This is a genomic window from Salegentibacter sp. (genome assembly GCF_036568425.1).
Taxonomy (GTDB): domain Bacteria; phylum Bacteroidota; class Bacteroidia; order Flavobacteriales; family Flavobacteriaceae; genus Salegentibacter.
The window spans coordinates 1-25,858 of the sequence record NZ_DATCSO010000076.1 but is presented as its reverse complement, the minus strand read 5'-3'; the positions used below and the strand labels follow the sequence as shown (position 1 = coordinate 25,858).

General features: G+C 41.0%; 22 protein-coding genes. 15 read left to right on the top strand and 7 right to left on the bottom strand.

What is annotated here, in order from left to right:
* Positions 1–107: 107 nt before the first annotated feature.
* From metK to VIM94_RS07270, 8 genes are all read left to right on the top strand, one after another.
* Positions 108–1,361, top strand: coding sequence for a methionine adenosyltransferase (metK, locus tag VIM94_RS07305; RefSeq protein ID WP_332038633.1), 1,254 nt, complete (start codon positions 108–110; stop codon positions 1,359–1,361).
* Between the two features lie 134 nt (positions 1,362–1,495).
* Positions 1,496–2,860 carry an acyl-CoA dehydrogenase family protein gene (locus VIM94_RS07300; protein WP_332038632.1) on the top strand — a complete coding sequence of 455 codons (1,365 nt, stop codon included), beginning with the start codon at positions 1,496–1,498 and terminating at the stop codon, positions 2,858–2,860.
* 27 nt (positions 2,861–2,887) lie between these two features.
* The gene (locus tag VIM94_RS07295) at positions 2,888–3,817 is read left to right on the top strand and encodes a glyoxylate/hydroxypyruvate reductase A (protein ID WP_332038631.1); all 930 of its coding nucleotides are present in this window, start codon (positions 2,888–2,890) and stop codon (positions 3,815–3,817) included.
* Between the two features lie 11 nt (positions 3,818–3,828).
* Entirely contained in the window at positions 3,829–4,281 is a 453-nt protein-coding gene (locus tag VIM94_RS07290) for a universal stress protein (protein WP_332038630.1), read from the top strand.
* Between the two features lie 95 nt (positions 4,282–4,376).
* On the top strand, positions 4,377–5,315 hold the full coding sequence (locus VIM94_RS07285; protein ID WP_332038629.1) for a pyridoxal-phosphate dependent enzyme: 939 nt from the start codon (positions 4,377–4,379) through the stop codon (positions 5,313–5,315).
* A gap of 314 nt (positions 5,316–5,629) precedes the next feature.
* A complete protein-coding gene (locus VIM94_RS07280) occupies positions 5,630–8,905 on the top strand; it encodes an amidohydrolase family protein (RefSeq protein WP_332038628.1) in 3,276 nt (1,091 codons plus the stop codon).
* A gap of 188 nt (positions 8,906–9,093) precedes the next feature.
* Positions 9,094–9,429 (top strand): DUF202 domain-containing protein, encoded by a 336-nt coding sequence (locus VIM94_RS07275; protein ID WP_332038627.1) that lies wholly within the window; start codon positions 9,094–9,096, stop codon positions 9,427–9,429.
* A gap of 91 nt (positions 9,430–9,520) precedes the next feature.
* A complete protein-coding gene (locus tag VIM94_RS07270) occupies positions 9,521–9,895 on the top strand; it encodes a DUF6122 family protein (protein WP_332038626.1) in 375 nt (124 codons plus the stop codon).
* 2 nt (positions 9,896–9,897) lie between these two features.
* On the opposite strand, the gene VIM94_RS07265 is transcribed toward VIM94_RS07270, so the two are convergent.
* The gene (locus tag VIM94_RS07265) at positions 9,898–10,800 is read right to left on the bottom strand and encodes a DUF302 domain-containing protein (protein ID WP_332038625.1); all 903 of its coding nucleotides are present in this window, start codon (positions 10,798–10,800) and stop codon (positions 9,898–9,900) included.
* A 184-nt stretch (positions 10,801–10,984) separates the two neighbouring features.
* On the opposite strand from VIM94_RS07265, the gene VIM94_RS07260 reads away from it, so the two are divergent.
* Both VIM94_RS07260 and VIM94_RS07255 read left to right on the top strand, forming a co-directional pair.
* Positions 10,985–11,599: a deoxynucleoside kinase gene (locus VIM94_RS07260; protein WP_093406704.1), complete on the top strand. Its 615-nt coding sequence runs from the start codon at positions 10,985–10,987 to the stop codon at positions 11,597–11,599.
* An 11-nt stretch (positions 11,600–11,610) separates the two neighbouring features.
* A complete protein-coding gene (locus VIM94_RS07255) occupies positions 11,611–12,276 on the top strand; it encodes a sterol desaturase family protein (protein ID WP_332038624.1) in 666 nt (221 codons plus the stop codon).
* Positions 12,277–12,296: 20 nt separating this feature from the next.
* Here VIM94_RS07255 and VIM94_RS07250 read toward each other — a convergent pair whose 3' ends face one another.
* The 6 genes from VIM94_RS07250 to VIM94_RS07225 all read right to left on the bottom strand — a co-directional run bounded on the left by VIM94_RS07250 (position 12,297) and on the right by VIM94_RS07225 (position 21,099).
* Complete coding sequence (locus tag VIM94_RS07250) at positions 12,297–13,334, bottom strand: App1 family protein (protein ID WP_332038623.1); 1,038 nt, start codon at positions 13,332–13,334, stop codon at positions 12,297–12,299.
* Between the two features lie 64 nt (positions 13,335–13,398).
* On the bottom strand, positions 13,399–15,831 hold the full coding sequence (gene ligD / locus VIM94_RS07245) for a DNA ligase D (protein WP_332038622.1): 2,433 nt from the start codon (positions 15,829–15,831) through the stop codon (positions 13,399–13,401).
* A 3-nt stretch (positions 15,832–15,834) separates the two neighbouring features.
* Positions 15,835–16,605, bottom strand: a complete 771-nt coding sequence (locus tag VIM94_RS07240; RefSeq protein ID WP_332038621.1) for a Ku protein — start codon at positions 16,603–16,605, stop codon at positions 15,835–15,837.
* Between the two features lie 330 nt (positions 16,606–16,935).
* The gene (locus VIM94_RS07235; protein WP_332038620.1) at positions 16,936–19,215 is read right to left on the bottom strand and encodes a sodium-translocating pyrophosphatase; all 2,280 of its coding nucleotides are present in this window, start codon (positions 19,213–19,215) and stop codon (positions 16,936–16,938) included.
* A 117-nt stretch (positions 19,216–19,332) separates the two neighbouring features.
* Complete coding sequence (locus tag VIM94_RS07230; RefSeq protein ID WP_332038619.1) at positions 19,333–19,845, bottom strand: inorganic diphosphatase; 513 nt, start codon at positions 19,843–19,845, stop codon at positions 19,333–19,335.
* Positions 19,846–20,118: 273 nt separating this feature from the next.
* Positions 20,119–21,099 carry a pyruvate dehydrogenase complex E1 component subunit beta gene (locus VIM94_RS07225; protein WP_332038618.1) on the bottom strand — a complete coding sequence of 327 codons (981 nt, stop codon included), beginning with the start codon at positions 21,097–21,099 and terminating at the stop codon, positions 20,119–20,121.
* Between the two features lie 310 nt (positions 21,100–21,409).
* Between VIM94_RS07225 and VIM94_RS07220 the strand changes: the two genes are divergently transcribed.
* From VIM94_RS07220 to VIM94_RS07200, 5 genes are all read left to right on the top strand, one after another.
* A complete protein-coding gene (locus tag VIM94_RS07220) occupies positions 21,410–22,156 on the top strand; it encodes an electron transfer flavoprotein subunit beta/FixA family protein (protein WP_332038617.1) in 747 nt (248 codons plus the stop codon).
* A gap of 103 nt (positions 22,157–22,259) precedes the next feature.
* Complete coding sequence (locus VIM94_RS07215) at positions 22,260–23,228, top strand: electron transfer flavoprotein subunit alpha/FixB family protein (RefSeq protein ID WP_332038616.1); 969 nt, start codon at positions 22,260–22,262, stop codon at positions 23,226–23,228.
* Between the two features lie 84 nt (positions 23,229–23,312).
* A complete protein-coding gene (locus VIM94_RS07210; RefSeq protein WP_332038615.1) occupies positions 23,313–23,933 on the top strand; it encodes a bifunctional nuclease family protein in 621 nt (206 codons plus the stop codon).
* A gap of 13 nt (positions 23,934–23,946) precedes the next feature.
* On the top strand, positions 23,947–25,650 hold the full coding sequence (locus VIM94_RS07205; protein ID WP_332038614.1) for a NupC/NupG family nucleoside CNT transporter: 1,704 nt from the start codon (positions 23,947–23,949) through the stop codon (positions 25,648–25,650).
* 95 nt (positions 25,651–25,745) lie between these two features.
* A partial coding sequence (locus VIM94_RS07200) for a thymidylate synthase (RefSeq protein ID WP_332038653.1) occupies positions 25,746–25,858 on the top strand: 113 nt, incomplete at its 3' end.

Sequence of the window (25,858 nt, the reverse complement as noted above, 5' to 3'; positions counted from 1 at the left end):
AACCCTAAATACACCAAGGTGTATTAAAAATGCTAAAGCAGTAATACTACTCCTGCTAGCTTCACAAGTCAAATTCAGCCTATAATTTTATAATACCTAAAAGAAATATGGCATATTTATTTACTTCTGAAAGCGTTTCTGAAGGACACCCCGATAAGATCGCCGACCAGATAAGTGATACCCTACTCGATAATTTTCTTGCTTTTGACGAAAACTCCAAAGTTGCCTGTGAGACACTGGTAACAACCGGGCAGGTTGTGCTAGCCGGGGAAGTTCGCAGCGATACTTATCTGGATGTGCAAACCATAGCACGGGATGTAATTAATGATATAGGGTATACTAAAGGTGAATATAAATTCAGCGGGGATTCCTGTGGGGTCATTTCGCTTATTCACGAACAATCCCAGGAGATAAATCAGGGGGTAGATCGAGGAAACAAAGAGGAACAAGGCGCCGGAGACCAGGGAATGATGTTTGGTTATGCTACCAATGAAACCGAAAACTATATGCCCCTGGCCTTAGATATTTCCCACAAGATCCTTATCGAACTGGCGAAAATAAGACGGGAGGAAAAAGAGATAACCTACCTTCGACCAGATTCCAAAAGCCAGGTAACCATTGAATATAACGATGAAAATATTCCGCAGAAAATAGTGTCTATTGTGGTATCTACCCAGCACGATGAATTCGGTGAAGATGAGGCGATGCAAAAACAGATTGAAAAAGACATTAAGCAAATTCTTATACCGCGGGTGAAAAAACAATTGCCTGAATACGTACAGAAACTCTTTAATGAAGATATCACCTATCATATTAACCCCACCGGAAAATTCGTGATCGGCGGTCCACATGGGGATGCCGGCTTAACAGGGAGAAAGATTATCGTAGATACTTATGGTGGGAAAGGCGCTCACGGTGGAGGTGCTTTTTCAGGAAAAGACCCGAGCAAGGTAGACAGATCGGCCGCATATGCTGCCAGGCATATTGCGAAAAACCTGATCGCTGCGGGAGTGGCCGATGAAGTTTTGGTACAGGTTTCTTATGCGATTGGGGTAGTGGAACCTACTTCTATTTTCGTAGATACCTACGGAACTTCCAAAGTGGATCTAAAAAATGGAGAGATCGCCAAAAAAGTAAGAGAAATTTTCGACATGCGCCCAGCAGCCATTGAAGAACGACTGAAGTTACGTAATCCTATCTACCGTGAAACCGCTGCCTACGGGCATATGGGTAAGAAACCAAGAACTCTTACCAAGGTATTCGAAAGCCCTTATAATGGCCGAATCACCAAGGAAGTGGAATTGTTCACCTGGGAAAAACTGGATTATGTAGATAAGGTAAAAGAAGCCTTTGGACTTTAATTTTTAACTCACAATTAGCACTAAATAGGCCGCGACAATAGCGGCCTATTTTTTTTGACGTTTTCTTCGGAAAGCTTTAACAGCGGGCCGGATTAATTATTCCTAATTTTAAGTCCCAACCAATCCCGCAATAAATGTCCGTTTTTAAAAAAGTTCGAAACACCTTCAGGCTACTGAGATCGGTTGACATGAATCAACTGGCAAAAATAAACCAGCAAATAGACCTTTCAGAAGCAATGAAAACATTGGGTGCCCTGGATGAACGCCAACTCAATGGCCTGATGAAAATGTTAAAAACAAAACGGAAAAAAGGGCAAAGTGATCTGCCTCCTATAGATGGGGATTTCTATAATCTGGATCTCAAACTAAGCGAAGAACAGCGCAAATTACAAATGGAAGTCCGGAATTTTATGGAAGACGAGGTCCGGCCTTTGATTAATGATCATTGGAACCGTGCTAAATTTCCTTTCGAGATCATAGAAAAATTCAGGAAACTCAATATAACAGGTGTTCCGTATGAAGGCTATGGCTGCCCCAAGCTTCCGTTTTTGATGGAAGGTATCATCGCCCAGGAAATCGCCCGGGTAGATGTTTCAATTTCCACATTTTTTGGAGTTCACAGCGGTTTGGCGATGGGTTCTATCTATCTTTGCGGTAGCGAGGAACAAAAGCAGGAATGGCTTCCGAAGATGCAAAAACTGGAAAAAATTGGTGCTTTTGGTTTAACTGAGCCAAATGTTGGTTCGGGAGTAGCCGGAGGACTGGAAAGTACCTGTAAATTTGATGGTGAAAACTGGATCTTAAACGGGCAGAAAAAATGGATTGGTAACGCTACCTTTGCTGATGTGATCGTAATCTGGGCCAGAGATGAGGACTCTAATCAGGTAAAAGGTTTCCTGGTTAAAAAAGAAAATCCCGGCTTTAAAGCCGAAAAGATGAAAGATAAGATGGCGCTGCGAATTGTGCAGAATGCACTTATTACTCTCGAAAATTGTAAAATTCCCGAAAGTGACCGGCTGCAAAATGCCAACAGCTTTAAGGATACGGCCAAAGTACTGAGGATGACCCGTGCCGGAGTTGCATGGCAGGCAGTAGGTTGTGCCCGAGGTGCCTATGAAAGCGCCCTGAAGTATACTCGGAAAAGGGAGCAATTTGGAAGACCAATTGCTTCCTATCAGCTTATTCAAAATCACCTGGTAGAAATGCTTTCCAATCTTACGGCTATGCAAACCCTGGTCTTTAGACTTTCAGAGATGCAGGATGCAGAAATGCTTTCAGATGAACACGCCTCTTTAGCAAAAGTCTTCTGTAGTATGCGCACCCGGGATGTGGTGAGCCGGGCCCGGGAAGTTATGGGAGGAAACGGAATTTTACTCGAATATGATGTGGCCCGTTTTGTGGCCGATGCCGAAGCTATCTACAGCTATGAAGGCACCAAAGAAATAAATTCATTAATTGTAGGCCGAGCCATCACTGGTTACAGTGCCTTTGTTAGTTAAAATATAAACCATTTTAAAAGAGAACGAATGTCATTTTTAATTGTTAGTCCGGGAAAAGACCCGAAGCCTTGGGTAAAAGCTTTACAAAACCAACACCCGGGATTAAATATTTATGTATACCCCGAAGAACACGATAAGGAAGATGTGGATTTTGTGCTGGCCTGGAAGCATCCGCGCGGGCTGTTCAAAAATTACCCGAACTTAAAAGTTATTGCGTCCATGGGAGCAGGAGTAGATCATATCACCTCCGACCCGGACCTGCCGGAAAATATCCAGATAACTAAGGTTGTGGATAATATGCTTGAGGAAGATATGGGTAATTTCGTTTTAAGCCTTATTCTAAATTATCAGCGCGATCTTTTAATTTATCAGAAACAACAGGCTGAAAAAAAATGGAATCCCGTAACTTACAAAAGAAATAAAGACGTTAAGGTTGGAATCTTAGGTCTTGGTCATCTTGGTCAAAAAACGGCTAAAACCTTAGCAAATAACGGATTTAAGGTACACGGCTTTTCAAAAACTCCTAAGGAGATTGACCAGGTTGAAAGTTTTTCAGGAGAAGATCAAATGGAGGCTTTCCTGGCAGAGTCTGAAATCCTGGTAAATTTACTTCCGCTCACCCCTGAAACCGAGAAGATTCTTAATAAAACACTGTTTGAAAAACTTCCAGAAGGTGCATACGTAATCAATGTAGCAAGGGGAGAACACCTGGTGGAACTCGATTTGATAGAAATGTTAGACCAGGGCCACCTTTCAGGAGCGGCTATGGATGTATTCTGGCAGGAACCTTTGCCCGACGATCATCCGTTTTGGGAACATCCCAAAGTATTTATAACTCCCCACATCGCAAGTGTTACCCACCCAAATTATGTGGTTCCCCAAATCGTTGAAAATTATGAAAGAATGATGGAAGAAGAACCACTTAAAAATGTAATAGAACAGGAAAAAGGTTATTAAACATTCATATCATGGAAGCATTTAAAAACATTTTGGTTGCAGTAGATTTCAATGACACCATTGGAGAACTTATGGGTTATGCAGAAAGCATCGCTCAAAAATTCGGGTCAAAGATTTGGGTTGTTCACGTGGCTGAACCAAGCCCCGATTTTACAGGATACGAAGTTGGACCTCAGTATATTAGAGATGTAAAGGCTGAAGAATTTCGGGAAGAACATAGGCAGCTTCAAGCCATAAGCAAGCTCTTTGTAGATCAAAACATCGAAGCTGAAGCTCTGCTTATTCAAGGATCCACGGTTAAGACTATTATCGAAGAAGTTAAAAAACTCAATGCCGATCTTTTGATTGTTGGCACTCACAAACATGGACTTCTCTTTAATATTCTTTCTGAAAATGTTTCTCTGGAATTGCTCAAAAAAGCAGATGTGCCCTTTTTGGCCATTCCAATTGAGGAAGAGAAGTAGTAATCCGTATTTGGAAGTTTTTGATTTTGGTTAGAAACCTTAACTTTAAGGATTAATAATTTTATCCATAATCGGGATATGCCTTATTTCACAAGATGATTAGTAAAAAAGAATTCCAAAGGCTCCACAGAAGTATAAAACCATACATTCACCGCACCCCTGTATTTAGTTCTCATCTGCTTAACGAATTGGCCGGAACATCCATCTTCTTTAAATGCGAAAACTTTCAGCGGGCTGGAGCCTTTAAAATGCGGGGTGCTACGGCAGCTATATTAAACCTAAGCGAGCAAGTGCGAAAAAAGGGAGTGGTTACCCATTCTTCCGGAAATTTTGCTCAGGCAGTTTCTCTTGCAGCAAAAAACCTGGGGATTCCGGCTTATATTGTAATGCCTTCTTCAGCTCCTGAAGTAAAGAAAGCCGCGGTTAAAAATTATGAAGGAAAAATCACAATTTGCCAACCTACCTTAAAAGACCGGGAAGAAGCCGCCGAAAAAATCGTAAAAGAGACCGGCGCTACTTTTTTACATCCTTCCAATCAACTGGATGTAATTTACGGGCAAGGAACGGCAGCCATCGAATTATTAGAAGAACAACCTGACCTCGATCTTGTTATCACTCCCGTGGGGGGTGGCGGACTCCTGGCCGGTAGTGCGCTTGCAGTAAATTACTTCGGAAAAAGTTGTGAATGTTTTGGCGCTGAACCTTTTGAAGTAGATGATGCCTACCAATCCCTTAAAAGCGGAAAAATTGAAACTAACAAATCAACAAACACTATTGCCGATGGACTTAAAACCCAACTTGGAGACAAAAATTTCCCCTTGATTCAAAAATATGTTTCAGAAATAATTAGGGTTGAAGAAGATGAAATTGTTTCAGCAATGCGCTTAATCTGGGAACGGATGAAGATTATCGTGGAACCTTCGAGCGCAGTAGCCTTCGCCGCTTTGCTACGGGAGAAGAAAAAATTCAGGGGAAAGAAAACCGGGATAATCATTTCGGGTGGAAACGTAGATCTAAGTAATTTGCCTTTTTAAAAACCTATTAGATCATTGCACGAACATAACTAAAAGCAATGTTTTTAGCTATGGGGCTTCTAAAGCCTTGAAGCTATTAGCGTAAATTCCCTGAAGGTAATTAAATACAAGGATATTCAAAAATTCCATCTGATGAGTTTATTTGACAGTTTCATATTAAGCACAGGAAACACCTACGAAATAAAACTGAAAAAATTGAACATACCATACACCAAGAGCTCGTATTTTGTTTAAGCTCCAAAAGCACAAACTTCCTGATCCTAAGCTCCTTTTCCTAAGTATTATTATCTTTAGCTCCAATTAATAATCCAGCTATGCTTAAAAATTTCATTCCGGTCCTGATTTTACTTCTGGCCGCCCCCCAACTGATTGCACAGGAAGAAAAAGATAAATGGGATGTTAACGATCCCTATACCGATGATTGGAATATCAAAGAGGTAAGGCTTGAAACCGATGAAGGCACCTGGATGAACCTTGACATTAGCCCCGACGGAAAGACCATAGTTTTTGACCTTTTGGGCGATATTTATTCTATGCCTGTTTCCGGTGGAAAGGCCAAAGTTCTTCGCAGTGGAATGGCCTATGAAGTACAACCCCGGTTTAACCCCGATGGCTCCAAAATATCTTTCACCAGCGATGCCGCCGGAGGCGATAACATCTGGATAATGGATAGCAACGGCAAAAACGCCAGGCCACTCACAAAAGAAGATTTTAGACTACTAAATAACGGGGAATGGGCCGCCGATGGAAATTCCATCATTGCGAGAAAACATTTCACCTCGGGACGTTCGCTGGGAGCCGGCGAAATGTGGCAATATCATATCGGTGGAGAGGCAGGATTGCAACTCACCGAGCGGAAAAACGATCAGCAGGACGTGAACGAACCCAGCATTTCTCCCGATGGTAAATACCTGTATTACAGCGAAGATATGTATCCCGGAGGTGCTTTCCAGTATAACAAAGACCCGAATAAACAGATCTACGTGATAAAACGCTACGATTTCGATACCGGTGAGAACACCATTATAACAGGTGGTCCCGGCGGGGCAGCAAGACCTCAGGTTTCACCCGACGGGAAGAAACTGGCTTTTGTAAAGCGTATCAGGACAAAATCTGTTTTATATATTCATGATTTGGAAACCGGTGAGGAATGGCCGGTGTACGATAAGCTTAGCAAAGACCAGCAGGAAGCCTGGGCCATTTTTGGTGTTTATCCAGGCTTCTCCTGGATGCCCAACAATAAGGAAATCGTATTCTGGGCCGAAGGCAAGATCAACAAAGTAAATCACGAAACCCTGGAAAGTGAAGTGATTCCTTTTGAGGTAGATAACACTATTGAGATTGCCGAAAGCCATCGCAGCAAGCACCAGGTTTTTTCCGAAGTATTTGATGCAAAGGTGATTCGTCACGCAGTCACTTCCCCTAACGGAAAGACCTTAGTATTTAGCGCCGTGGGTTATCTCTGGAAAAAAGATCTGCCCAAGGGCAAACCTCAGCGTCTCACCACAAGTGAGGAATTTGAATTCGAACCGGCCTTCTCCCCTGACGGAAAAGAGATCGCCTATGTAACCTGGACCGATGAGGGGATGGGTGCCTTGATGAAAGTTGGCCTTAGTGGCAGAAATCCTCAGAAGCTAACTTCAGAGAAAGGGATCTTCAGAAACCCTTCATTTTCAAATGATGGAAAAAGCCTAGTATTCGTAAAGGAGAAGGGAAACTCAGACCAGGGACAGACATTCAGCAAAGAACCGGGAATCTACAGCATTGATACTTCCGGAGAAAATATGAAAAAGATCCATGATTCGGGCGATTTCCCACAATACAGCGCCGATGGTAAACGCATTTTTTTCCAAACCGGAGGAAGCCTTATGGGCAGTATCGAGAAAAATTTAAAGAGTATTAACCTGAAGGGGTATGATGAACGCACGCATATTAAGTCTAAATATGCGAACCGATTGGTTCCCAGTCCAGATAACAAATGGGTGGTTTTTTCACATTTGCATAAGGCCTATGTTGCCCCGCTTCCAATGAACGGTCGCCCGGTGGACCTGGATAATAACACTAAAACGGTGCCGGTAAGTCAAATCGCCAAAGATGCCGGTCTTAACCTGCATTGGTCCAATGACAGTAAAAATCTACACTGGACCCTTGGAGATGAATATTTCACCAACAGTGTTTCAGAAAGGTTTAGCTTTTTGCAGAATTCGCCGGATTCTATCCCTCCAATTACTGAAAAAGGCACTAAAATAGGATTAAAGCTGGAAACCGATTTTCCCTCCGGGCAGATCGCCTTTACCAATGCGCGCATCATCACTATGAACGGCGACAAAGTCATTGAGAATGGAAGTATCTTAATTGAAAGCAATAAAATTATTTCGGTGGGGAAAGTTTCCGAAGTGAATATCCCGGAACGCGCAAAGGTTTATAACCTGGAAGGCAAGACGATTATGCCTGGAATTGTAGACGCCCACGCCCATATTGGTGCTTTTCGGTATGGACTTACTCCGGAAAAACACTGGCCTCTATATGCAAATCTTGCCTTTGGGGTAACTACAGTTCACGATCCTTCAGCACTGAGTGAAACCATCTTCAGTATGGCTGAAATGGTGAAAGCCGGGGAAATGATTGGTCCCAGAATTTATTCGACAGGAGTTATTCTTTATGGTGCCGATGGGGATTTCAAGGCGGTGATTAACAGCCTGGAAGATGCCCGCTCAGCTCTGAGAAGAACAAAGGCCTTTGGTGCGACTTCGGTAAAGAGTTACAATCAGCCTCGCCGGGAGCAGCGCCAGCAAATTATGCAGGCTGCAAAGGAACTGGAAATGAATGTGGTGCCGGAAGGCGGAAGTACTTTTCTACACAACATGAATATGATCGTAGACGGACATACAGGGATAGAACATAATATTCCAGTAGCGCCGGTTTACAAAGACATAGAAACTCTATGGGGTAACAGCAGTGCCGGTTACACCCCTACCCTTATCGTGAATTATGGCGGCATTAACGGGGAGTATTATTTCTATGAAAAAGATAATGTATGGGAAAATGAGCGCTTGCTTAATTTCACCCCGAGATACATAGTAGATTCCAGATCACGTCACCGTACTAAACTTCCCGACGAAGAATATGAGAATGGGCCGGTACTTGTATCAGAAACAGCTAAAGCCCTTACCGATATCGGAGTAAAAGTAAATCTTGGGGCTCACGGGCAATTACAGGGACTCGGTGCACACTGGGAACTTTGGTTACTTCAAATGGGTGGAATGACTAATATGGAAGCCCTGCAGGCAGCTACCATAAACGGAGCTGAATATATTGGTATGGGAAGTGAAATTGGTTCCCTTGAAGAAGGGAAGTTGGCCGATTTGATAGTTCTGGAGAAAAATCCACTGGAGGACATTCGCAACTCTGAAACTGTTATTTATACAATGGTGAACGGAAGATTATATGATTCTGAAACGATGAATGAAATTGGCAACGAGCCTAAGAAACGTGGTAGCTTTTACTGGGAAAACAATAAATATAATGCTGCTTTTCCCTGGCACGAAGGCACCCAGAGCTTTACCGCTCCGGGCTGTATTTGCCAATAGTTTGAAAACAGAGAAGTTTTGGCTCGCAAGGTTAGAGGAGACAATTCCTGCCTTTAATTTTCGGAAATTGGCATTTAAGTCTGGCTGGGTTAGAGATACTTTGACAAATATTTAAAGTCCCGGTTCTATTTTTTTTAGTTTTTGGCATCCAAAAAGTTATCTTTAAAACTGTTAAGGAAGTAATTTTTATGAGAAAAGTTAAATTCGGAAGGCTTTTTACCGGCAGAAAAATTGATGAGAGTATCATCCGCGAACACCTTGCACTAGAGCGAACTAAACTCGCCAATGAACGTACTTTACTCTCCTATACCCAGGCAGCACTTTATTTCCTTTTAGGTGGTCTTGCCCTTATTCAGCTTAAGGAATATGAGGAGATGCATTATATTGGGTATCTTGCCTTGGTATTCTCTGTGCTTTTTGTCACCGTTGGCATTTGGCGATTTATTGTTCTTAAGAATAAGATGAAGGATTTGCTTAAAGGAAAAGTAGAATCGGAAGCCGTAGAGGAAGACCAGCAGGAATAAATTCTTTATCTATAATAAAATCAGATTTATTGAAAAATCAATCCTAAAACAGGAAACAGTACACGCAACAACTCCGTAATATCAACTCTAATTGCAAACTTTCACGCATTATTTTCTTCATTTTATAGCTATTGGTGCTATCGCCTGGTTTTATGATAAAGAGAACTGGAAAAAAAATTGGCTAATTCTCCTGGCTACCATGGCCGTAGATCTCGACCACATAATTGCAACTCCTCTTTTTGACCCTATGCGCTGCGGAATTGGCTATCACCCTCTGCATTCAGCAATACCGATTTTGGGATACTTAACAGGAACTATTTTTATTAAACATAAGACCATCAGGCTAATTTTTATTGGACTTTTATTCCATATGATCACCGATTTTATTGATTGCCTATGGATATTTTCTAAATGTGAAACCTGCTTTACCGATTCTGAAATATATAAATGGAAAGATTTTTTCTGAAGTTATTCGAAAGTATACCCAGCTGCCTTCTGAGCCAAACCTCTCTTAGCCTTATTTAAAACATCAAGGGCTTTCAGGTCCTCATCTATTCCGAAGCGTCTGGCCAAGAATTGAGAAGAATTATAGGAAATTCTTACTGCTCCGTTCTCATCCTGCCATACAAGCATTTTTACAGGTAATTCCAGGGCAGAATGCCTGGCCTCCTGTATTAGGATTGTCCCCACTTTGGGGTTACCAAAAACCAGAAGTGTGGTAGGTCTTAACCTCATTCCCAGTTCTTCGGCGTTCTTAGTGTGATCGATTTCAGCAAAAAGACTTACCTCATTCATTGCAGTGATTTCCTTTTTAAGTCGGGACAAGGTTTCTTTAAAATTAAGTTTGCTCTTAATGCTTTCAATCCCCTCATTATATCGAATCTTATATTTATCCATCCTTTTTGGATTTCGGCCGGTAACATCGTCAACTATTTTCTTCAGGCTCTTTTTTATATTATTTAAGACCTTATCTGAGTTTAGCGCATGCCGCATTTTTAGGTAATCCACGGCGCTATAAACCAGTAATACCTTTCCTTTTTCATCTTCCCCAACCAGGATTTTTAGCGGAAGATCGAGACCAACTAGCTGTCTATCCTGCATTAATGGAGTTCCAGCTTTGGCATTGCCAAAGATAATAACCCTGGCAGGCTCTAATTCCAGCCCCACTTCCCTGGCATTTTTTGAGTGATCAATTTCAGCAAAAATTTTGATTTCTGAATTTTCTACGAGTCGGTTTTTAAGATGGGTATAGGTTTCCTCTAAATCAAAACGACTTCCGGCACGCAACATAGTAGTCCATTCCTCTTCCTGTGCTTTTATCTGCCCCATGAAGAGAAAGCTCAAAATTGGAAAAAATAACAGGTTTCTCATCTTTTAAACTTTAGAAAAAAATTTACTCTTTAATTTAATGAATTCCAGGGAAATAAATAAGTCTCCTACCCCTAATTTTAAATTTTATAAATAAATTGACAAACCCAAAAATTGGGTGTTGATCAAATCTTTTATCTTTACACCATTAATTACCAAATCTAACCAGCGAGTAAAATTTTAACTTATGCATGTAGCTATTGCAGGAAATATTGGGGCAGGAAAAACCACCCTCACAAAACTTTTAGCAAAACATTATAATTGGGAAGCTCATTTTGAGGACGTTCTGGAAAATCCTTATCTAGAGGATTTCTATAATACTATGGAACGCTGGTCTTTTAACCTGCAGATATATTTCTTAAACAGCAGGTTTAGACAAATTCTTCAGATTCGGGAAAGTGGGGAAAAAATCATTCAGGATCGTACCATTTATGAAGATGCCCATATTTTTGCTCCAAATTTGCACGCTATGGGTCTTATGACCAACCGTGACTTTGAGAATTACAGGTCTTTATTTGATTTGATGGAAAGTGTAGTACAAGGGCCAGATCTCTTGATTTATTTGCGAAGCAGTATACCTAACCTTGTAAACCAAATACACAAACGCGGACGTGATTATGAAAATTCAATTTCGATTGACTACTTAAGCAGACTAAATGAACGTTACGAGGCCTGGGTACACAATTACAACAAAGGGAATCTGCTTATTATTGATGTTGACAATATTAACTTTGTAGATAATCCTGAAGATCTTGGAAATATAATAAACCGGATTGACGGAGAATTGCATGGTTTATTTTAAAAATCAAAATGATGGAATCTACTAAACTTAAAAGACCAAAGCATAAGGGTTCTCCTAAATTATTCAACAATCCAATCCTGGAGAAATTAACCCATACCCACATTTCGCTCCCACTGATTATTTTTGGAGTGATCGCTGCGGTTTTGGTTTACTACGGAATTGTAGAAAAAGGTTTTCAAGCTCCATTAATAATCCTTTTGTTTGCATCGGGTATGTTTTTCTTTACCCTGGTAGAGTATTTAATGCATAGATATCTTTATCATATTCCTGCAACTACCCCAAGGAAGCAAAAAATCTCGTATACCATGCACGGAGTACATCACGACTATCCTAAAGATAAATCCCGCCTTGCTATGCCGCCGGTACTTAGTTTGATTATTGCTACAGTACTTTTTATTATATACCGGGCGGTCCTTGGTGATTATGTTTTCGGTTTTCTTGCAGGGTTTTTAATTGGTTATGCGGGATATCTTGCCGTGCATTATTCTGTTCACGCCTTTAAGGTCCCTAATAACTTTTTAAAAACCTTATGGCACCATCATAGCATTCATCATTACCGCGAACCCGACAGAGCTTTTGGGGTGTCCTCTCCTTTATGGGATCATATCTTTGGGACAATGCCCAGAAAAACCGGGAAATCACAACGAACAGCTGTTGGCGCAGGTATAGACGATTAAAATAAAGTTTTTCTGGGGTTCTATTTAATAAAGCCCTTTTCCCGGGCGTGTTTTACTGCCTGTTCTGAAGATTCTACCATTAAAACGGGAGTAGTTTCAAAATTATCTATAATGCTCTTTACCCGCTGCATCTGTTTCCGGTGTTTCACGCTTCTCAGGTAAATCGCCAGTATTCGATTGGGGTATTGAGCAGCAATTTCGGTATAAATAGAAGCATCATGCTCCCCACTATCGCCGATAAGAATAAAATTAAGACCAGGATAGGTTTTCAGGATATTTGCGATCTCTTTTTGTTTATGGGGTTTTTCTGGTTTCAGGCTGCGATCAAAGGGAGTTCTGAAATTCCGAAGCAGGATTGGCCCCTTCGGAAATTGGTTATAATCTAAAAAGAGTTTCAGATATTCATATAGATTCCAGGGACTGTTACTTAAATAAAACATAGGATTATTATTTTTCCCTGAAACCCCCAGGTGCAGCTTCTTGTAAAGATCCGGAGCTCCTTTTAACGGGATTCTTTGGTAAGCATTGGTCAATAAACTATTTTTTAACAAGCGCCATTTTAAGAAGGAGGTAACACCCGTATGGAGAATGGTATCATCTATATCGCTAATCACACCAAATTCGGCTTCCGGATCAGGAATAAGAAAGCTTCCGGTAAAAGGTTCTTCCTGTACTTCTGTTTTTTTCCCTAACGGGCCGCGGTAAAAAAGCTTAAAACCCACCCAGCCTTCTTCATCTGCATGTTCAGCGAGGTTCTGGTCAAGAACATCGTCAAAAAGAAAGTAACCTTCAGGATCGGATTTCGTGGTTGCAACAATTTTGCCGGGCAACACTAACTCTACCTCTGCATCGGGAATCTCAAAAGTATCAAACTGTTTCCAGGTGTTTTTTATGGTCTTAAAAAAAGATGGATCTTTAGCGATTTTTAATGCATCATTATCCAACACCCTTCCAAGGATATAAAGGTGAGAATGCGTACCATAACTTCGGTATATTGTAATAAGGATCTGGTCTAAAATTTTATATCTTCCGGCAAGTTTCCTTATTCGTTTCTTCATTAATGCATGGGTTTATTCCAAGATATAACTTCTAACTTTGCCTGTAACAGGCTTTAATTAAATTTTAGGAATTCTCCAGGCGCCGGATTGCATTTTCTATAGAAATTCCTTTTTTCAGGACTTTTATAAAACTGTCTTTTTTTTCTTTGAGGCGAGCGGGCATAGTTTCAATAGTAAAATCCTGAATCTCCAGGCCTGGTTTCACTTCTTCCCAATCCAACGGTGCCGAGACCGGTGCCCCGGCTTTAGGTCTCACACAATATGGTGCTGCAAGGGTTTGCCCTCTCCTATTCTGAAGATAATCCAGGTATATCTTTCCTTTTCGGCTTTTTACCGCCCGCTCCAAGCTAGTGAGTTCAGGTAATTTCTCCTGAATGAAATAGCAGAGCAACTTCGTGAAATCCCGGGCCTCATCATAAGTATACTTTGCTTCCAGCGGAATATAAATATGCAAACCACTGGAACCCGAAGTTTTACAATATCCATCGATCTTAGCGAGTTCCAAAACCTCCTTTGCAGCCTGTGCCACTTCGATAACTTCTTCAAAAGTATTTTTATCTGATGGGTCCAGATCTATAACCGTATAATCGGGATGGTCAAGATCATCTTTCCGCGAGTTCCAGGGGTTTATTTCAATACATCCCAGATTGGCCATATAAAGCAAGGTCGCTTCATTCTGGCAAAGCATATATTCTATGTTTTTTTCAGCAGATTCTGAATATATATCAACACGCTCTATCCATTCGGGCATCTGGCCTTCGGTGTCTTTTTGATAGAAGCCCTGTTTTGTGATGCCATTAGGATGCCGGTGTAGATTTTGAGGACGATCCTTTAAATATGGCAACATATTATCAGCTACCTTGATATAATAATCTATAAGATCATATTTTCGAATACCGGAATTGGGCCAATAAACTTTGTCAAGATTGGTGAAATCTACCGAAAAACCACCCACATCCAGGGAAGCTTTTGATTTTCCGGATTTCCCTTTCTTTTTTGGAGTTTCAGTTTGCCTTTCCCGGGTGATTTCCTCAGGTTCCTTGTCCTCCCTTAGGCCTTTAAAGACGGAATGCCTCAAAAATCCGTTTTTGGTCATTTCAGAATATTTCACCTCACAAATAAGTTCGGGTTGCATCCATATAGGTTTTCTACCTTTCAGGTTTATTTTCTTAGGAAAAGGACTTTCCTTTGTTTTGTATCTTTTAAACTTTTTCAACAGGTCTTTCTGTTCTTCATTGCTGAAGCCCGTGCCGCAATTCCCAATATAACTCAATTCTCCATTCTTAAAAGTTCCCAGAATAAGAGAACCAAAAACAGATTCCTCTGAGTCTGTATAGCCACAAATAAGAGCTTCCCGGGTTTTAACCGCCTTTATCTTTAACCAACTTTCACTGCGATAGCCTGGAGAATAAGTAGAATCAGCCTTTTTAGCAATTACCCCTTCCATTCCTGCGTCGATTGCTTTTTTATAAAATGCATTACCCATCCCCTGGATATGATCACAGTAGACTATCGCCTCAAGATCTTCCAACACATCAGGAAGCAGACTCTTTCGCTCCAGCAGGGGTAAATCCAGCATAGAATGATCGTTGAGATAAAGCATATCAAAAACATAATATCTCAATTCTCCCTTACTCTTACTATTGTAGTTTTGTAAAGCCTGAAAATCGGGAACACCATCCTCATCCAGAATCACAACTTCCCCGTCCAGGATAAGGTCGTGAGGAATATGCTCCAGTTCTTTTCTAAGTTTAGGAAATTTCTTATTGAAGGAAATTCCATTACGGGAATATAGGTTAACCTCGCCATTCAAAATATTGGCTACTACTCTATAACCATCCCATTTTAACTCATAGATCCAATCTGGGCTATTGAAAATCTTTTTAGTTGCGGTGGCCAGCATAGGTTTTAAAAAATCCTCCGGGTCTATTTTTTTAATTTGTGCAGGCTCTTTTTTGGAAACAGGTTTTTCTTTCTTCGCGAAGATTTCAGCATCATAATCCAGATCGGTTGCAAAGTCGTCTTTCTTCTTTATTAGTAACCAATGATTCTGTTTTTCTCCCCTGCTGGTGTGTACCAGCGCAAATTCACCTCTTATTTTCTGGCCCTTAAAATTGATTTTTAAATTTCCATCTTCCAATTGTTCCAGTAGATTATCAGCAGTTCCTTCTGCAGCTCGAAAAGTTCCTTTATCCCAGATCTTCATCACCCCAGCCCCGTAATTCCCTTTAGGAATTGTGCCTTCAAAATCCAGATATTTTACGGGATGGTCTTCAGTTTGAATGGCAAGGCGTTTATCCTTAGGGTTCATAGATGGGCCTTTGGGAACCGCCCAGCTCTTTAGGACACCTTCCATCTCCAGTCTAAGGTCATAATGTAACCTGGAAGCCTGATGTCTTTGAATAACGAACCTTCCACGGTTCTCATCGCTGTAATCGGCCCCGGGTTCCGGAGTATCCTTAAAATTTCTTTTTTTCTTATAATCTTCAAGGCCCATTTTCTAAGAGGCTTTTTTCTTCTTCTCAAGGCTTGCTTTTAACTGCGCCATTAGATCTTTGGCAGGAGTGGGCTTTGTGTCAAGGTCTTCAGTCTTGATCTTTTTACCGGCACTTTTAGATTTAATTATCTTCATTAACTGGTCGTTATAAACGTCTTTATATTTATCGAGTTTAAATTTGGTGGTGTGCTGCTTAATAAGGGAAATAGCCATATCCACTTCTTTTTTTGTCACCTTGGTTTTCGGCAATTTAAGATCTTCGGTATCCCTAATCTCATCAGAAAATCTTATTACATGTAAAACCAACGCCTTCTTATAAACTCCAACAAGGGCCAAATGTTCTTTCTGCCTCATTACAAAAGTAGCAACGCCCAGTTTTTCGGTTTTTTTTAGGGCATCTCTAAGTAAATTATAGGATTTACCTCCTTCTTTTTGTGGCTCAAGAAAATAAGGCTTTTTGTAAAGAACTTCGGCCACCTCATCCTCCCCGATAAATTCCTCAATATCTATGGTTTTACTCTTTTTTAAATTAGCATTGTCAAAATCTTCTTTCTCCAGGACCACGTAGGCATCGTCCTTTTTAAAACCTTTTACAATATCCTTCCATTCAACTTCCTTTCCGGTTTCTTCGTTAACCCTTTTATACCTGATTCGGGCATTATCATGCCTGTCGAGCATATCAAGATCGATGCGCCGGTCTTCTGAACCTGAATAAAGTTTTACCGGGATAGACACCAGCCCGAAACTTATTGAACCATTCCAAATTGACCTCATTTTTTTAATGCTTAGACATTAAAATTAAGGCTTAGAATAGAGCAATATAGTTGTAAAAGTGTTAAAAGAACCCTCCAAAGGCCCGGTTTTAAGTTATCCAACGCCAAATAGTTTATAAGCTATTTAACTAATTTACAGCTCAGTAATGTTTAACTTTAAAAGGAACTAATTAAATACCAGAACTCTATGAGAAATTTTTACAAAACTTGTTTTAAGTCTAAAAACCAGACCATGTACAAGTTTGAATTAGCCAATAAAAAGCCCGTTTAAAGAGAGACTTCAAACGGGCTTTTTTATTTAAGTTTTAAAAACTAAAAAGTTCTTCTACACCTATTTTATAATAACTTCAAAAACATCTGTGTGAGAAACCTCCCCTACCTGCGGAGTTTCTTCAGGGTTATTAGGAACTTCCTCTTCGGTATGACCTCCCAAAATTGGTGCCATTACCAATCCAATCAAACAGGTAAGTTTAATAAGGATATTCATAGAGGGTCCTGAGGTATCTTTAAACGGATCTCCAACGGTATCACCGGTAACTGCGGCTTTATGAGCTTCAGAGCCTTTATAAGTCATCTCCCCGTTGATCATCACCCCGGCTTCAAAAGATTTCTTAGCATTATCCCACGCACCACCGGCATTGTTTTGGAAAATCGCCCAAAGCACACCACTAACTGTTACTCCGGCCATATATCCTCCCAACATTTCAGCAATAAGAAGGTTATCATAACCAAAAATCATAGGAACAAGTACAATCACAATTGGGAACCCGATCGTTATTACTCCCGGCAACAACATTTCTTTTAAGGCCGCCTGGGTTGAAATAGCAACACATTTATCATATTCAGGTTTTCCTGTACCTTCCATAATCCCGGGAATATCCTTAAACTGCCTACGTACTTCCTGCACCATTTTCATTGCAGCCTTACCTACCGATTTCATTGCGAGGGCTGAAAAAACAACCGGCACCATTCCACCAATGAACAACATAGCCAGAACCGGAGCCTTAAAGATATTAATCCCATCAATTCCTGTAAAGGTTACGTATGCGGCAAAAAGTGCCAGGGAAGTTAGCGCTGCAGAAGCAATCGCAAAACCTTTTCCGGTGGCCGCGGTTGTGTTCCCTACTGAATCAAGAATATCTGTTCGCTCCCGTACTTCAGGAGGAAGTTCACTCATCTCTGCAATTCCTCCTGCGTTATCGGCAATAGGCCCAAAGGCGTCAATAGCAAGCTGCATGGCCGTAGTCGCCATCATCGCTGATGCCGCCAAAGCAACTCCGTAGAATCCTGCAAAAGCATAAGAGGCCCAGATGGCGATAGCAAATAACAAAACAGATAGAAAAGTTGAGATCATCCCGGTGGCCAGTCCGGCGATGATGTTGGTTCCGGCTCCAGTGCTTGAATTCTGTACAATAGAAAGCACAGGTTTCTTACCAAGACCGGTATAATATTCGGTTACTGCCGAAATCACTCCTCCAACAACAATACCTACAAGAGAAGCATAAAATACCCTGATGGCATCTATACTTTTATATTCAAATCCTTCAGCACCTCCCACAAAGAAGCCCATCGTAAGCGTATCTGAAGGCAACATCCAGGTTACCAGGAAGAAAGTAGCAATAGCCACCAGAATAATAGATACCCAGTTCCCAATATTTAGGGCTTTCTGCACTTCAGCTTCTTTAGCACTGTTACTGGTGACCTTAACAAGCATAGTTCCTATTATAGACATAATAATCCCAACCCCGGCTATGGCCATTGGCAATAGGATAGGACCGATTCCGCCAAAGCCTGAATCTACGATGTTTCCGCCCATATCTTCAATAATATAGTTTCCGAGTACCATAGCAGCAAGAACCGTAGCTACATAACTTCCGAAGAGGTCGGCACCCATTCCTGCTACATCTCCTACATTATCTCCTACGTTATCGGCTATGGTTGCCGGGTTACGAGGATCATCTTCAGGGATTCCGGCTTCCACCTTTCCAACCAAATCTGCACCAACATCGGCTGCTTTGGTATAGATTCCTCCACCAACACGGGCAAAGAGAGCAATAGATTCAGCTCCTAAGGAGAATCCGGCAAGGGTTTCCAGTACAATGGTCATTTGTGAGGTATCAGTCCATTGCCCACCCATAAAATAATGGAAGAAAATAATAAAGAAAGTCGTTAGACCAAGTACTGCCAGTCCTGCCACGCCCAGTCCCATAACTGTACCGCCGCCAAAAGATATTTTCAATGCTTTAGGCAAACTTGTTCTCGCTGCCTGGGTGGTACGAACATTGGTTTTGGTGGCAATCTTCATTCCCATATTTCCGGCAAGGGCCGAAAAAAAGGCCCCAAAGATAAAGGCCACTACGATTAGGTAATGTGTGGTTGGCACCACATACGCAATCCCTGCCAGAGCAATACTGGCACCCACTACGAATATGCTGAGTAATTTATATTCTGCATTTAAAAAGGCGAGGGCTCCCTCATAAATATGTGAGGAAATTTCTTTCATTTTGCCGTCCCCAGAATCCTGCTTTAAAACCCAGGATCTTTTTATGCCCATATAAATAAGCCCTATTATTGCCAATATAGCAGGCATCCAAATCATCATTGATTCCATATTAATCTGTTAAGTTTAAGTTAATGCGGCTAAAGTAGTAAATTGAGGATAATTAAAAAAGCAATAACTTTTTAAGGTTATTGCTTTTTAATATTCAATGATGACGGTCAGTTTTTGCTATATCCCGAAGCGGTTTTTATCCCCATCGTATTCTTCAAACCTCTTAACACATTGTTTAATAATTTCACGGGCCTCACTGGCATCTCCCCATCCATCAACGTCAACTTTTTTCTTTTCAAGATCTTTATAAACTTTAAAGAAATGCTCAATCTCCATAATAAGATGCCCATTTAAATCTTTTAGATCGTTCATTCTGTTCCAGATAGGATCTGAAACCGGTACACAAATAATCTTTTCATCCGGTCCCTTTTCATCGGCCATATGGAAAACCCCAATTGGTTTCACTTCCATCACAATTCCGGGAAAGGTAGGTTCTGCCACCAGCACCAAAACATCCAGCGGATCATCATCAAGGGCAAGAGTATTGGGAATGAATCCATAATCGGCCGGATACATCATAGAAGAAAAAATCATCCTGTCGTATCGAACACGCTTCAGTTTAAAATCGTATTCATATTTATTTCGGCTCCCTTTCGGGATCTCTATCATTACATCAAAAGTCTCAGACATTTCTCTATTATTTTCTTATTTAAGGGCGGCAAATATAGGTAAATTTCAGCTTAATTGCTCCCAATAAAAACTGAAAACCATAGTATATCCCTCCGATAGTCAACCTAAAATAGGCAAAAATTTCATAATACTTCCTGGAGACTTAATCCCGGTGTGATTTTAAAAATAATTCTGAAGGAATTATATCAAAGCAAAAATAGATAGCTCAATTCCATCTATAAAAAAAGCTTCACCTTTTTAAGATGAAGCTTAATTCCAGAGATTTTCTCCCTGTTAGTCTATATACATTACCTTTTTAACGGCCTTTACCACATCGCCACTATTGGGCAACCATTCTTTTAAAAGAACAGGGGAATAAGGGGCCGGGGTATCGGCAGTATTGATCTTTACAATTGGTGCATCAAGGAAATCGAATGCTTTTTCCTGGACCTGATAGGTGATTTCGGTAGCCACACTACCAAAAGGCCATGACTCTTCAAGAATCACCAAACGGTTGGTTTTCTTAACCGATTCTATAATAGTATCGTGATCCATGGGACGAACCGTTCTGAGATCGATGATTTCACAGGAGATATCATCCTTTTCAAGTTCATCGGCAGCCTTGTAAGCTTCCTTTATGATTTTCCCGAAAGAAACGATAGTTACGTCCTTTCCTTCACGTTTAATATCTGCTTTCCCTATCTCTATAGTATACTCTTCTTCAGGAACCTCACCTTTATCCCCATACATTTGCTCACTTTCCATAAAGATAACAGGATCGTCATCTCTAATGGCTGCTTTTAAAAGTCCTTTAGCATCATATGGATTAGAAGGCACAATCACTTTTAAACCAGGGGTATTGGCATACCAGCTTTCAAAGGCCTGAGAGTGTGTAGCCCCCAATTGTCCTGCAGAACCAGTTGGTCCCCGAAATACAATAGGAATATTAAACTGCCCACCACTCATCTGCCGCATTTTAGCAGCATTATTTATTATCTGGTCGATCCCTACCAAAGAGAAGTTGAAGGTCATATATTCAACAATAGGTCTGTTCCCGTTCATTGCAGACCCTACGGCTATTCCTGAAAAACCAAGTTCAGCTATTGGAGTATCTATTACGCGTTCCGGGCCAAACTCATCCAGCATACCCTTGGAAGCCTTGTAAGCTCCGTTATATTCGGCAACTTCCTCGCCCATCAGGTAAACGCTCTCATCTCTGCGCATTTCTTCGCTCATCGCTTCGGCAACTGCTTCCCTAAATTGAATTGTCTTCATTATATTATATAATATTAATTGTAAAACTTGAGGAAACAAAAATAGTAATTAGCGAATGTTTATACCATATTAAGGGCACAAATTTTTAAAAGCTGGAAAAATCCAAAATTACTGCCGATTTTTCTAAAAGGAATCCCCAACAAAAACAATTATTTCAGGAAAAATAACCAGCGATCAATCTAATTTATTAACAATTCTTTACTTTTCTTAGAAAAACGCTTACTTAAATTTGTTATGCATGCATAGCTTTTTTTGATTTAAATTATGTAACTTCGTAAACGAAAACGATTTAATTAAAACATCTTTTTATATGAAAATATTAGTATGTATCAGCCACGTACCTGATACTACCTCAAAAATCAATTTTACCGACGGGGATTCAAAATTCGATACCGCGGGAGTTCAATATGTAATAAACCCTAACGATGAGTTCGGTTTAACCCGTGCAATGTGGTTTAAAGAAAAGCAAGGCGCTACGGTAGATGTCGTGAATGTAGGTGGAGCTGAAACCGAACCGACCCTGAGAAAAGCCCTTGCCATAGGCGCCGACTCAGCTATAAGGGTGGACGCCACTCCCACCGACGGTTTTTTTGTAGCCAATCAACTGGCTAAAGTTGCCAGGGAAGGAGATTACGATCTTATTATAGCCGGGCGTGAATCTATAGATTATAATGGAGGAATGGTACCTGGAATGATGGCAGCCCTAATGGATGCGAATTTTGTAAACACCTGTATCAGCCTTGAAGTTGAAGGCGATACTGCTACAGCAATACGTGAAATAGACGGCGGGAAAGAAACCCTTACCGCAAAACTTCCACTTGTTATTGGGGGTCAAAAAGGAATCGTAGAAGAAAAAGACCTTAAGATACCTAATATGCGCGGCATTATGCAGGCCCGTAAAAAACCACTTAAGGTTGTAGAAGCCCAAGATGCTTCAGCACAAACAGAAACGAAGAAGTTTGAAAAACCTGAACCAAAAGGAGAAGTTAAACTTGTAGACCCTGATAATCTGGATGAGCTTATCGATTTACTTCATAACGAAGCCAAAGCGATTTAAAGGAATTAAAAAAAACCTTCCGCGTTATTAAAAACCGGTGAGATTTGATAAGCAATAAAAATAAGATTTTCGCCCTGGCGGAAATAACTAAAAAATATAATCTATGTCAGTATTAGTATATACAGAATCTGAAGAAGGAAAATTCAAAAAGGCTGCTTTAGAGGTAGCCTCATATGCCCGGGAAGTGGCCTCAAAAGATGGTGGTAGTGTAACCGCCGTAACCTTTAATGCCGAAGATACTTCTGAATTAGGCAAATATGGTGTTGATAAAGTATTGAACATCAAAAGTGAGAAACTAAGCAAGTTTAATGCTGAAGCTTATGCAGATGCAATTAAACAAGCCGCAGAAAAAGAAGGAAGCAAACTGGTTGTGCTTAGCCAAAGCGCAAACAGCAAATATCTCGCTCCCTTATTGGCAGTCCAGCTTAACGCAGGCTACGCTCCAAACGTGGTCGCGCTTCCTGAAAGCAGCGATCCCTTTATGGTAAAAAGAAGTGTTTTTACCAACAAAGCTTTCAACTTGCTTCAAATTAATACCGATGTTAAGATCGTAGGTGTATCTCAGAATGCTTTTGGTTTAAAAGAAAACCAGGCTGATGCCACTGTAGAAGAATTCAGCCCGAACCTTTCTGAAGAAGATTTCAGCGTAAATGTAGAATCGGTAGATAAAGCAACTGATAAGGTTACTATCGCAGATGCCGAAATTATCGTTTCCGGAGGACGTGGTTTAAAAGGCCCGGAAAACTGGGGAATGATAGAAGAAATGGCCGAAATTCTTGGTGCAGCAACAGCTTGCTCCAAGCCGGTTAGTGATATGGGATGGAGACCTCACAGCGAGCACGTAGGTCAAACCGGTAAGCCGGTTGCCTCCAACCTATATATCGCCGTTGGAATTTCAGGAGCTATACAACACCTTGCCGGTGTTAATGCCGCAAAAACTAAAGTAGTGATCAATAATGACCCTGAGGCCCCGTTCTTTAAGGCCGCTGATTACGGTGTGGTAGGCGATGCATTTGAGGTAGTGCCTAAGCTGAATGAAAAATTGAAGGAATTTAAAGCGAAAAACGCATAATTTTCATAACTTGTGCCCCTTAAAAGGGCTGTCTAAATCTGGTGCAAAGTCCTTATTTAGACAGCCTTTTTTAACTTTTGGAATATGAGTTTAGTGCGCCTTAATATAAAAGGAATCTCTTATAGTCAAACCCAAAACGGGGCATATGCCTTAATCCTGAGCGAAGTAGATGGGGAGCGAAAACTCCCAATCGTCATCGGCGCTTTCGAGGCACAGTCTATCGCCATCGCTTTGGAGAAAGAAATAAAACCTCCACGTCCCCTCACCCATGATCTATTTAAGAATTTCGCCGATAGGTTTGATATAATTGTTAAACAGGTAATCATCCATAAATTGGTAGATGGGGTCTTCTATTCTAGCCTGATCTGTGAACGTGATAAAATAGAAGAGATCATAGATGCACGTACCAGCGATGCCATAGCTCTGGCCTTAAGGTTTGACGCACCTATTTTTACTTATAAGAATATTCTTGATAAAGCCGGTATCTATCTTAAAGGAGATGAGTCTTCTGGTCCCCCGGAAAAAGAACAGGAGGAGATAATTTCTGAAGAGGTCCTTCCGGACGATATTAGCATGAAGTCAGATTCTACCGACTATAAAAAATTATCCCTGGACGAATTAAAAACCCTTCTTTCGCAAGCCGTAAATAACGAAGATTACGAAAAAGCAGCGCGAATAAGAGACGAAATCTCCAAACGAAAATAATCCCCCCTTTTTTATGAACAAGACCTGGTTCTGCCTGTTTTTAATGATCTTCGGAATAAGTACAGCCTTTTCCCAAAGCATTTCAAAAACCTGGCAACTGCAATCTGAGATAGATTCTACCCAAACTTCGCTATTTTTCCCGAAAGCTGTTTTGGATATCGATGAAGGTCGGTTTGAGATAAATGATGAGGCTTCAGAAGAGAGCATAGTCGAGGGAGACTACATCTATCAGAATAATTTACTGATATTTTTCTCCAATACACCTAATGACAGCATCATAAATTTTCGTATTTCCTCACTTACAGAAACCTCTATGGTGCTCTCAAACAGCCAAAGAGACTTTGTCTTTGCTGAAGCCCTTAAAAGTACTGCCGAAATAATACCTCCCGATGTTGCCAAGGAAATGATTCCCAGCCAGGGAATAAGCCTGGACAGCGTAATTCGGGGAGCTATCGGGATGCTGGCCTTGTTGTTTATAGCTTTCATATTTAGCGCCAGGAGAAAAGCCATTAACTGGAAAACAGTAGGGATGGGACTTGCTGCCCAGCTACTTCTTGCTTTTGGAGTTCTTCAAGTCCCCTTTATTCAAAGCATATTTGAATTTGTTGGAAATATTTTTGTACTTATACTTGATTTCACCGCTGCGGGAAGTGAATTTCTGCTTGGCGGAATGATGGACGTTGATAGCTTCGGATTTATCTTTCTGTTTCAGGTTTTGCCAACGATTATTTTCTTTTCAGCATTAACTTCGGTTCTTTTTTATCTTGGGGTAATCCAAATCGTGGTAAAAGGTCTGGCCTGGGTACTTACTAAACTTATGGGCATTTCGGGCGCTGAAAGTTTAAGCGTTGCAGGTAATATTTTTCTTGGGCAAACCGAGGCTCCCTTAATGATTAAAGCATACCTGGAGCGTATGACCCGATCTGAGATCCTATTGGTGATGGTTGGAGGAATGGCCACTGTAGCCGGAGGTGTACTCGCAGCCTACATAGGTTTCCTTGGAGGCGATGATCCACTCTTAAGACTTCAATTTGCCAAACACCTGCTCGCCGCATCGGTAATGGCAGCACCGGGAGCCATCGTGGTTTCCAAGATCCTTTATCCGCAGCTGGAACCCATCAACGAAAACGTAGAGGTTTCTTCAGATAAAATTGGTTCAAATATTCTGGATGCTATTGCCAATGGAACAACTGAAGGTCTTAAGCTAGCCGCTAATGTTGGTGCTATGCTGCTGGTTTTTATCGCCTTTATCGCCATGATAAATTATGTACTTAACTATACAGGAAATCTCACCGGAATAAACTCCATTTTGGCCGAAAACACCCCCTACAAAGGCTTTTCTCTCGAATCAATCCTGGGAATAATATTCGCTCCCCTAATGTGGTTAATTGGAGTGGCTAAAGAAGATATGATGCTGATGGGGCAACTCCTGGGAATAAAACTTGCCGCAAGTGAATTTGTGGGTTATGTACAACTTGCAGAACTCAAAAATCCTGCGAATGCGCTTAGTCTTACTTATGAGAAATCGGTAATTATGGCCACCTATATGCTCTGCGGATTTGCGAATTTTGCATCAATAGGCATCCAAATTGGAGGTATAGGCTCCCTTGCACCGGGACAGCGAAAAACTCTTTCAGAATTTGGGATGAAAGCCCTAATTGGTGGTACCCTTGCTTCTTTACTTTCAGCTACAATTGCCGGAATGATCTTAGGTTAACAACCTGGGGATAAAATAGTGCCGAACTAAAGCTGAAAATAAATGTGGTTTGCTATTTTAGCGAAAGTTTTCTTTTCACTTCAGAAAATAGCAACATGAAACAATATCACGATCTCCTAACTCACATCCTCAAAAACGGAACCGATAAAGGTGACCGCACAGGTACCGGCACCCGAAGCGTCTTTGGTTATCAAATGCGCTTTGACCT

Coding starts and splice junctions, on each gene's coding strand:
- VIM94_RS07230 (WP_332038619.1), bottom strand. CDS start 19,845: ATGTCTGAGACTTTTGATGTAATGATAGAGATCCCGAAAGGGAGCCGA.
- VIM94_RS07215 (WP_332038616.1), top strand. CDS start 22,260: ATGTCAGTATTAGTATATACAGAATCTGAAGAAGGAAAATTCAAAAAG.
- VIM94_RS07235 (WP_332038620.1), bottom strand. CDS start 19,215: ATGGAATCAATGATGATTTGGATGCCTGCTATATTGGCAATAATAGGG.
- VIM94_RS07295 (WP_332038631.1), top strand. CDS start 2,888: ATGTCATTTTTAATTGTTAGTCCGGGAAAAGACCCGAAGCCTTGGGTA.
- VIM94_RS07220 (WP_332038617.1), top strand. CDS start 21,410: ATGAAAATATTAGTATGTATCAGCCACGTACCTGATACTACCTCAAAA.
- VIM94_RS07250 (WP_332038623.1), bottom strand. CDS start 13,334: ATGAAGAAACGAATAAGGAAACTTGCCGGAAGATATAAAATTTTAGAC.
- metK (WP_332038633.1), top strand. CDS start 108: ATGGCATATTTATTTACTTCTGAAAGCGTTTCTGAAGGACACCCCGAT.
- VIM94_RS07285 (WP_332038629.1), top strand. CDS start 4,377: ATGATTAGTAAAAAAGAATTCCAAAGGCTCCACAGAAGTATAAAACCA.
- VIM94_RS07255 (WP_332038624.1), top strand. CDS start 11,611: ATGGAATCTACTAAACTTAAAAGACCAAAGCATAAGGGTTCTCCTAAA.
- VIM94_RS07205 (WP_332038614.1), top strand. CDS start 23,947: ATGAACAAGACCTGGTTCTGCCTGTTTTTAATGATCTTCGGAATAAGT.
- VIM94_RS07290 (WP_332038630.1), top strand. CDS start 3,829: ATGGAAGCATTTAAAAACATTTTGGTTGCAGTAGATTTCAATGACACC.
- VIM94_RS07225 (WP_332038618.1), bottom strand. CDS start 21,099: ATGAAGACAATTCAATTTAGGGAAGCAGTTGCCGAAGCGATGAGCGAA.
- VIM94_RS07280 (WP_332038628.1), top strand. CDS start 5,630: ATGCTTAAAAATTTCATTCCGGTCCTGATTTTACTTCTGGCCGCCCCC.
- ligD (WP_332038622.1), bottom strand. CDS start 15,831: ATGGGCCTTGAAGATTATAAGAAAAAAAGAAATTTTAAGGATACTCCG.
- VIM94_RS07300 (WP_332038632.1), top strand. CDS start 1,496: ATGTCCGTTTTTAAAAAAGTTCGAAACACCTTCAGGCTACTGAGATCG.
- VIM94_RS07260 (WP_093406704.1), top strand. CDS start 10,985: ATGCATGTAGCTATTGCAGGAAATATTGGGGCAGGAAAAACCACCCTC.
- VIM94_RS07265 (WP_332038625.1), bottom strand. CDS start 10,800: ATGAGAAACCTGTTATTTTTTCCAATTTTGAGCTTTCTCTTCATGGGG.
- VIM94_RS07210 (WP_332038615.1), top strand. CDS start 23,313: ATGAGTTTAGTGCGCCTTAATATAAAAGGAATCTCTTATAGTCAAACC.
- VIM94_RS07275 (WP_332038627.1), top strand. CDS start 9,094: ATGAGAAAAGTTAAATTCGGAAGGCTTTTTACCGGCAGAAAAATTGAT.
- VIM94_RS07240 (WP_332038621.1), bottom strand. CDS start 16,605: ATGAGGTCAATTTGGAATGGTTCAATAAGTTTCGGGCTGGTGTCTATC.